We start from the raw sequence: 7,927 nt of genomic DNA, 5'->3' as shown, positions 1-7,927 counted from the left end.
CGATATAATCTGTATTGTTATGAACAGCAGCAGTTGCATTATCTTTTAAGAAAGTGCTTGTATATGAAATTGGATATGCTGGATTTTTAAGACTTAATTCAGCATTATCTTTAATGATATTTCGGATTTCATTGAAATCTTTAGTAACAACCTTGTTATGCTCTTTCGCATCTCCGCCTAATACTACAGCAGTAAAGGTACTTTCTTCAAAAATATCTTTATACTGTCCACTCGTTTCGACGCTGTTATTCTTAAGTAAGGCTTTAAAAGCAGCTTGTACATCTTTACTCTTAGATGTTGTTTCTAATTTTACATAAACAGTTCTACCATAAGCTACATTTGAAACCATAACAGGTGGAGCCGAATTGCTTACACCTTTACGAGTTAACTCACCAAAAGTAACACTATTATCAAAAAGATCGGATGGATTGTTAGGTAGTTCAGCACTTACGGTATAAAATATTTGCTTATATGCCGCTACCATCACTTTCTTCTCTCCATTTGCAACCGCATTAAAATCGATATTTAGACTGTTATCGAGATATTTAGCGTTAACGTTAAGGGCACTTGCGATTTGTGATTTACTATAAACCATAGATTCTGTATACTGCATTCTTGCAGGTAACGTATGTGTTTTAGAATACTTTTCATTCCAAGTAGATACTAAATCATCTACTGCTCCAGCCACATTACCATATGTCGGATTTTGGACAGTAATTGTATTTTCTTTTCTCATGCCAGGTAAGTCTATACTAATATTCAAAGGCTTTCTCTTAGCCACTAATAAACTCGGTTGATTGTCTGCAAAAGCTTTATTTGCAAGTTGTACCGCTCCTGGATACGTACGATTCACCACAGAATCAATAATCGAAATATCGACTGGTGAAGTTGTAATTGATTTTTTCTCACGTTCCACTACTACAAATTTACCATTTGAATTGATACTTTCTTTCGGAACAAAACTCTCTACCTTATCACCATTTACAGCTAAAACTTCTTGATTATTATATTTAAGATTTGCTATACCAGTATCAATGCCACTAGCATTTTTGGTTACATCAGTTGCATTACCTACTTGTGTTTCTGCGAAGGAAATAGATGAATAATTAATAGTGCATAGACTAACTAATAAACACGCAAGGAACTTTCTTCTTTTAGTGTTTTTCTTAATATTCAGAAAAATCACCCCGTTCTTTTTTTAGTAAGATATGATAATGATTGATAAATGATAGCTAACTAATAAACCTACATAAATGCTTTCAAAAGTTCTTGAATTAACGGGATTACGCCACCTATAAATTTCAAAACTGCCATTGCGATTTCCATATTATTTCCTCCTTTTTTATTGCTACGAAAATGTGATTTATCTTTATGCCCTCATTATAGTGACCCCCTACACTTTTATCAATACACTCTTATATGCAATATTACATACAAAAAAACAAGCTGAATTCTTATAAAAAGTTATACAGAGATAAATTTTTCGTTTGGTAAATACTTGAAAACACGAAACATTCCTTTGCATTTCATAAGTAATTTACAAGTTTATTGTTGGAAGCATCGCAGGACCGGAAGTAATGAAATACATGCAGAACTGTTACGAGCAGCCAGAAATATTAAGAGTTATCATGGGCAACCGCATTAAAAAAGCTGCTGCCTATAAAATATAGACAGCAGCTTTTTTTTGCATACTCATTTTGTAACTAATAAACAGCGATCGGCCCATAAGGACCATTAATAATCTCTATTTTTGTTTCAAAAATATCTGTCAAAAGTGTTGGGTCCATAACCTCTTCTACTGTTCCAAAAGCAGCAATTTGCCCATCTTTCATAGCACAAATTTTATCAGAGTATTTAGCTGCAAAATTTATGTCATGCATAACAGTCAAAATTGTTCTTCCGAATTCATTAGCTGCACGCCTCAAATGCTCCATCATTTGAACAGAGCGCGCAACATCAAGGTTGTTCAGAGGCTCGTCCAATAGCACATATTCAGTCTCTTGGCACAATACCATCGCTACATATGCCCTTTGTCTTTGACCACCAGAAAGCTCATCTAAATATCTATTCTCTAAACTAGTTAAATCTAAGAAATCGATATATTTAGAAATGATAACCTCATCTTCTTTAGTTAATCTTCCTTTTGAATAAGGAAAGCGCCCAAATCCAACTAGTTGTCTAACGGTAAGCCTCGTTACAAAATGATTTTCTTGTCGCAATATAGTCAAAATTTTTGCTAAGTCTTTTGATTTGGATTCAGAAACATCCATATTCGCTACTTGAATTTGGCCTTCATCCATATCTAAAAGTCTTCCAATCATCAATAGTGTCGTAGACTTTCCAGCACCATTTGGTCCAATTAAAGAAGTAAAGCCCGCTTTTGGTATTTCAATATCCAAAGGTCCTATTTTCACCTTATCAGTATAGAACTTTTTAACATTATCGATTTTTATCATAAAGCCCTCTTCCTTAAAACTATAGTTAAGAATATGATTCCACCAAATAATTCAATAATAACTGAAACTACACCTTGAGCATGGAATACATGATACATTAAAAAGTATGCACTCGTCATTATTAAAAATCCTATAGCAAAAGCCATTGGGAAAATATATCTATGATCATAAGTTGACGCCGCCTGATAACTCAAAGTTGCTACTAAAAAGCCGTAGAAAGTAAGTGGCCCAATTAGAGCTGTTGAGATAGACATTAAAATAGCTACTAACACAAGCGTATAAATTACACTAGGTTGATATTTAACCCCAAAAGAAGTAGCAACATCCTTTCCTAGTGACAAAACATTCAACTTCTTAGAATGAGCAAAAATTAATAACGCTACAATTATGATCATAGGAATTACAACAGGAAAATATGCAGGGTCTGCATGATTAACAGAACCAAATAATCTCGCTTGTAAAATATCAAATTCTGAAGGCGCAAGTAGTTTTCTCATAAAAGTTGACACAGAATTTAGCCCGGTACCAATAATAATTCCAACTAAAAGCATAAGTTGTAAATTCCCGTATTTACCGGAAAGTAACCACCCATAAAGTATCAAACTCATGAAGACCATCACAACAACTTGAAATAAAAATGATCCAATTCCATTAAAGTTTATTAATGCACTAGCACCAAAGAAGAATATTGTACTCGTTTGAATTGCTGAATAAAGTGATTCGAAACCTAAAAGTGAAGGAGTAATAATCTTATTATTTGTAATAGATTGGAAAGCGACTGTCGATAAACTATGGCAAACTGCAGCAATAATCATTGCAACAATAGCTACTATCCTTCTCTTAACAACCGGGATAAAAGAAGGTGAATCTATCGGAACTGGATTGTTATAAACTAAAAGTCCATATGAAGAAAGGAGACCTAAAGCAATCAATGTTGTCAGTACAATCCAATAACGTCTTGCCTCCTTCTTAGAACGAAAAGCACTAGCTGATCTACTTTCATTATGAAGGCTAGAATCGACTTCGACATTTTCTTTATTTCTATAATCTAATGTGATCATCGCAGCCTCCTTGGTTTTCTTCGTCTCAATAGAATAGTAATAAACACGACCGCTCCCACTGTTGCAAGTATTAAAGAAACAGGTAATTCAAACGGCTTTATAATTGTTCGAGAAATGATGTCACAGGCAGTGATTGTCCCCATTCCGATCACACATACCCAAGGTAAATTACTCCTAAGATCATCCCCTCTAAACATGGAAACAATGTTTGGAACAATTAATCCCAAGAAAGGTAAGTTTCCAATAACAGCTGCAACAATTCCAACAGCAACAGAGATAAGACCAGTCCCAAAAAGAACAATTCTATTGTAATTAACTCCAAGGCTTGTTGCGACATCTTCTCCTAGTCCAGCTAAAGTCAATCTATTAGCATACATAAAAATAAACAAAGTAACGATAACAATCAGCCATAAATATTCATATCTTCCCACCTGAACAGTAGCAAATGAACCTACGAACCAAGTTTCAATACTTTGCGTCATTTGAAAAAGGAGTCCCAAAAAAGTAGACACTGCAGAAATAACTGCTCCAAGCATCAATCCAATAATTGGAACAATTAAAGAAGAACGAAGTTTAACTCTTCTTAAAAATAAAAAGAAAATCATAGTTCCTATAAAAGAAAAAATGATTGCACCAGTCATTCTTTGAACTAAAGTCGGGGCAGGAAATAATAAATATACAAAAAGCAGGCCTAAGCCTGACCATTCAATCGTCCCCGTTGTAGTAGGTTCAACAAAACGATTCTGTGTAATTAATTGCATTACGAGCCCTGCCATTGCCATTGCAGCTCCAGTAAGCATTAATGCAACTGTTCTCGGAACACGAGTGATGAAAAACATCTCCATTCCGTCCTCTTGTCCACGTATATCATAAACTCCAGTAAACAGTGATATAATCCCTAAAATTATAACAACTATAACCGCTATTATAAAAGGTTTTGTCCATATTTTATTGTGATTATAAAACTGGGGTTGAGAAATATTCTCAACCCTAGAAATCATATTTTTTGACACTGTTTCGTACCCCTTTACACTACTTAGCTAAAGTTTTTGCAAGATTTCCAAATAACTCTATATAAGTCTGAATTGATTCATTTGTGTAAGTATCTGCTGGTGCATAAATAACTTGTTTTTTAGAAACAGCAGTTGTATTTTGAAGAGCTGGTGATTTAGAAATAACATCCTGAGCAGGAGCTGACTTAGCTGCATCAGATGTTGCAGCATCACGATCTAATACGAAAAGCCAATCAGGATTTGTTTGTGCGATAGCTTCAACAGAAACGTCATCACCTTTATGACCTGCAGTAGAATTCGAAACTTCTAATGCTGGAGTCCAACCGAAAATTTCATACATAGGTCCCCAAACGCGACCAGAGTGCGGCGCAGCAAAGCCAATATTTCCACCAGTAACGATAACACTCATAACTTTATCTTTTCCGTTATAAGCAGATTTTGCTTTTTCAATAGATTTATCGAAATCAGCTACTAATTGTTTAGCTTCTTTATCTTTAGCAAAGATTTTTCCTAAAGTAGTTGTAGAATCTTTAAGTCCTTTTACTAAGTTTTCTCCAGGCTTAGTAGCCTTCTCAGAAACATCAAAATTAAGATCAATAACAGCTGCATTTGGCACTAATTTTTTGATTTCTTCGTAATGATCAGCAAATCTTTGACCAACGATTACAAGGTCAGGGTTTGCCGCTGCAATAATTTCAAGATTTGGTTCGCGGTGATTCCCGATATTTTTAACTGAATCATCCTTTTTATATGCTGAATCCGCAGGCATGATATCCTTTGGAGCAGCCGCTAATTTAATTCCCCAATCAGCTAAAGTTTCAAACGTTCTATTATCTAAAGCAACTACATTCTTTGGATTTACAGGGACTTTAACAGTTCCATGAGCATCAGTGATTTCAACCGTTTTTGGTTTATCACTACTATCACCTTTATTAGCTTTCGAAGTTTCCTTACTTGAATCTGAGCAAGCTACTAACATTAAAGTGAAAATTGCTAGAATACTTACTAATTTTAAAAGCATAGTTTTTTTCATACGTATACTCCTTATTATGTAATTTAGTTCGAAAATGATGACGTCCATAGATTGAATTAGATAGTAACTTTCATGTATCTAAATTGCTATTGATAATCATTTTCATTTGAACATCCTGTAAATAAGTATAGTCATTAATTCTGTGAAAATCTTGTGAATGGTGTGAGTTAATCAAATTAAACATAAATTAGATACAACCTCATCTAATGCGCACCAGAGTCAGTCCACACACGTGCTAATCAATAGATTGAGCACCTTATGAACCATGATTTCTACTGCAAAACAATGACCATTTCCTAATAGCAATCTTCTTTTTATAGTTTCCTTCTTTTCATATTTCACAGAAACTATTTTATTATCTTATTTTTATCATTCAACCATTGAATAGCCTCTGCCATGTATCGTTTGAATATACCTGTCTCTCTTCTCACACTTTAACTTTTTTCTTACATACCCAATATATAAGTCTACTACATTTGGATTCACTACTACGTTATATCCCCAAACTTGATTTAAAAGCATTTCACGGCTCAATATTGTATTTTTATTCTTAATTAAAAATACAAGTAAATCGTACTCGCGCTTCGTAAGCGAGAGATTTTCGCTACCTTTTTTCACAATATTGCTAGATGTATCAACAAAGAGATCTTTAAATTGAAAAAAGTTTGTCTCATTTTGCTGGATATAGTCAGTTCTCCTTAAAATAGCTTGAACCCTTGCTACTAATTCTTCTTTCACAAATGGTTTTCTAATATAATCATCTGCTCCTGCTTGTAGCCCTGCTATGCAATCCTTACTAGAAATATTGTCAGTCACAATAATGATCGGTGTCGTTTTAACAAGTCGTATTTGTCTACAAATTTCTGGTCCCGATATACTTAATGAATCCCAATCCAATATGATAATATCCCAATCTTGTTCATATGCTATATTTAAACCTTGGTTTTCATTGTGAAGTTTTAAAATGAAATGGCCCTCTTGCGTTAAACCGCTTACGATTTTTTTTGCTAAAGACCGTTCATTCTTAATTACTAACACCTGCCTCACCGATGGTTCACCTCTACTTCAATTTATCTCAAAAAAACATTTTTAAATTTATAAATATGAAACCCCTAAAAAAGGCCATTGTAACAGCTTATTAGGAGAACTCTATATAATCTTACAATAGATGTGAATAGAAACACAAAGGATATGAAGATTTAAATACATATTATGTAATCATTAAAGGTAGCTATAGTATATACCTGTTTATCAGCAATAACTATTTCTTCATTTTCTGTTTCAGGGGTACCGCCCTCCCCCTCATCAACTTAAGCATTTTATAAAACCACAAAACAAAAAGAACCATAACCTCGCCAATTTGGAAAAGTTATGGTTCATATCATACAAAATAAAAAAACCACCAAATATGTATTGGTGGAGACGGTGGGAGTCGAACCCACGTCCAAAAATATCGGCACTTAAGCTTCTACGAGTGTAGTCGATATATTAGCATTTCGCGAACTCTTCGGCCTATCGACAGGCTTCCAAGTTGCTAGTCTGATTGTTCTCTTCCTTCGCCCTCAGACGGCGAACTCCGGCGTAGTCCACTTAGTTTGAGTCCCTTACCCTACCACATGGACGATGGAGGGAGGAACCTTTAGTGCAATTAAGCAGCTAAAGAAAGATTGTTTTGTTTGCCAATTATAGGCTTTGACGTTTTAACGAGGCCGATCCCCTCGACTCGCAACCTAAGCTCGAACTATCCCTGTCGAATCCGTAACGTCCCCATGATAAAAATGGAGCATACGAAGAAATATCGTGATAGCTACTAAGAGCTGTTTTTCAATGTGCAACAATCTTACATAAGTTATTATAACATACGCGCGTCGTTTTACAAATGTAAATATCTGTATTACATCTTTTGACGATCACGGAACGCGCGTGCAATTTCACGTTTTGCTTCTTTTTCTTTTAAATCGTTACGCTTATCATATTGCTTTTTACCTTTTGCTAAACCAAGTGCCATTTTCGCGAATCCATTTTTTAAATAAATTCTAACTGGAACTAATGCATAGCCTGTTTCTTTTGAAGCACCCGTTAACTTCTCAATTTCTTTTTTATGAAGAAGTAACTTTCTCGTGCGAAGCGGATCATGGTTGAAACGATTCCCTTGCTCATATGTACTAATATGCATATTATGTACCCATACTTCACCATTATGCACACGTGCAAACGCATCTTTCAAGTTCACGCGTCCAGCGCGAATCGACTTAATTTCCGTTCCTTGAAGGACAAGCCCTGCCTCGTATGTTTCTTCGATGAAATAATCATGAAATGCTTTTTTATTTTGTGCAATAACCTTACCTGTACCTTTTGGCATAT

The 7,927-nt window shown here is 34.8% G+C and carries 7 protein-coding genes and 1 other RNA gene; all 8 read right to left on the bottom strand.

Annotated features, from left to right (window positions below; translation table 11 throughout):
- Positions 1 to 1,186, bottom strand: a 1,186-nt coding sequence (gene alo, locus AC1DMU_RS17110) for an anthrolysin O/cereolysin O family cholesterol-dependent cytolysin Alo (protein ID WP_476941536.1), incomplete at its 3' end; no start/stop codon positions are given.
- 517 nt (positions 1,187 to 1,703) lie between these two features.
- Positions 1,704 to 2,456: an iron ABC transporter ATP-binding protein gene (locus AC1DMU_RS17105; protein ID WP_000590056.1), complete on the bottom strand. Its 753-nt coding sequence runs from the start codon at positions 2,454 to 2,456 to the stop codon at positions 1,704 to 1,706.
- Positions 2,453 to 3,517: an iron chelate uptake ABC transporter family permease subunit gene (locus tag AC1DMU_RS17100; protein WP_000631136.1), complete on the bottom strand. Its 1,065-nt coding sequence runs from the start codon at positions 3,515 to 3,517 to the stop codon at positions 2,453 to 2,455. The genes AC1DMU_RS17105 and AC1DMU_RS17100 overlap by 4 nt, the downstream gene beginning before the upstream one ends.
- The gene (locus AC1DMU_RS17095) at positions 3,514 to 4,530 is read right to left on the bottom strand and encodes an ABC transporter permease (RefSeq protein WP_046955599.1); all 1,017 of its coding nucleotides are present in this window, start codon (positions 4,528 to 4,530) and stop codon (positions 3,514 to 3,516) included. The genes AC1DMU_RS17100 and AC1DMU_RS17095 overlap by 4 nt, the downstream gene beginning before the upstream one ends.
- Before the next feature lie 19 nt (positions 4,531 to 4,549).
- A complete protein-coding gene (locus tag AC1DMU_RS17090) occupies positions 4,550 to 5,563 on the bottom strand; it encodes a siderophore ABC transporter substrate-binding protein (RefSeq protein WP_087983993.1) in 1,014 nt (337 codons plus the stop codon).
- A gap of 369 nt (positions 5,564 to 5,932) precedes the next feature.
- Positions 5,933 to 6,610, bottom strand: coding sequence for a response regulator transcription factor (locus AC1DMU_RS17085; protein WP_087983994.1), 678 nt, complete (start codon positions 6,608 to 6,610; stop codon positions 5,933 to 5,935).
- Between the two features lie 367 nt (positions 6,611 to 6,977).
- Positions 6,978 to 7,332: a transfer-messenger RNA gene (ssrA, locus tag AC1DMU_RS17080) on the bottom strand.
- A gap of 125 nt (positions 7,333 to 7,457) precedes the next feature.
- Entirely contained in the window at positions 7,458 to 7,925 is a 468-nt protein-coding gene (gene smpB / locus AC1DMU_RS17075; RefSeq protein WP_001123922.1) for an SsrA-binding protein, read from the bottom strand.
- Positions 7,926 to 7,927: the final 2 nt, after the last annotated feature.

This window comes from Bacillus sp. 01N45 (assembly GCF_056399205.1).
Note: the sequence above shows the minus strand (reverse complement) of the source record. Positions and strands in the feature narration are given on the sequence as shown.

Coding starts and splice junctions, on each gene's coding strand:
- AC1DMU_RS17090 (WP_087983993.1), bottom strand. CDS start 5,563: ATGAAAAAAACTATGCTTTTAAAATTAGTAAGTATTCTAGCAATTTTC.
- AC1DMU_RS17105 (WP_000590056.1), bottom strand. CDS start 2,456: ATGATAAAAATCGATAATGTTAAAAAGTTCTATACTGATAAGGTGAAA.
- AC1DMU_RS17100 (WP_000631136.1), bottom strand. CDS start 3,517: ATGATCACATTAGATTATAGAAATAAAGAAAATGTCGAAGTCGATTCT.
- smpB (WP_001123922.1), bottom strand. CDS start 7,925: ATGCCAAAAGGTACAGGTAAGGTTATTGCACAAAATAAAAAAGCATTT.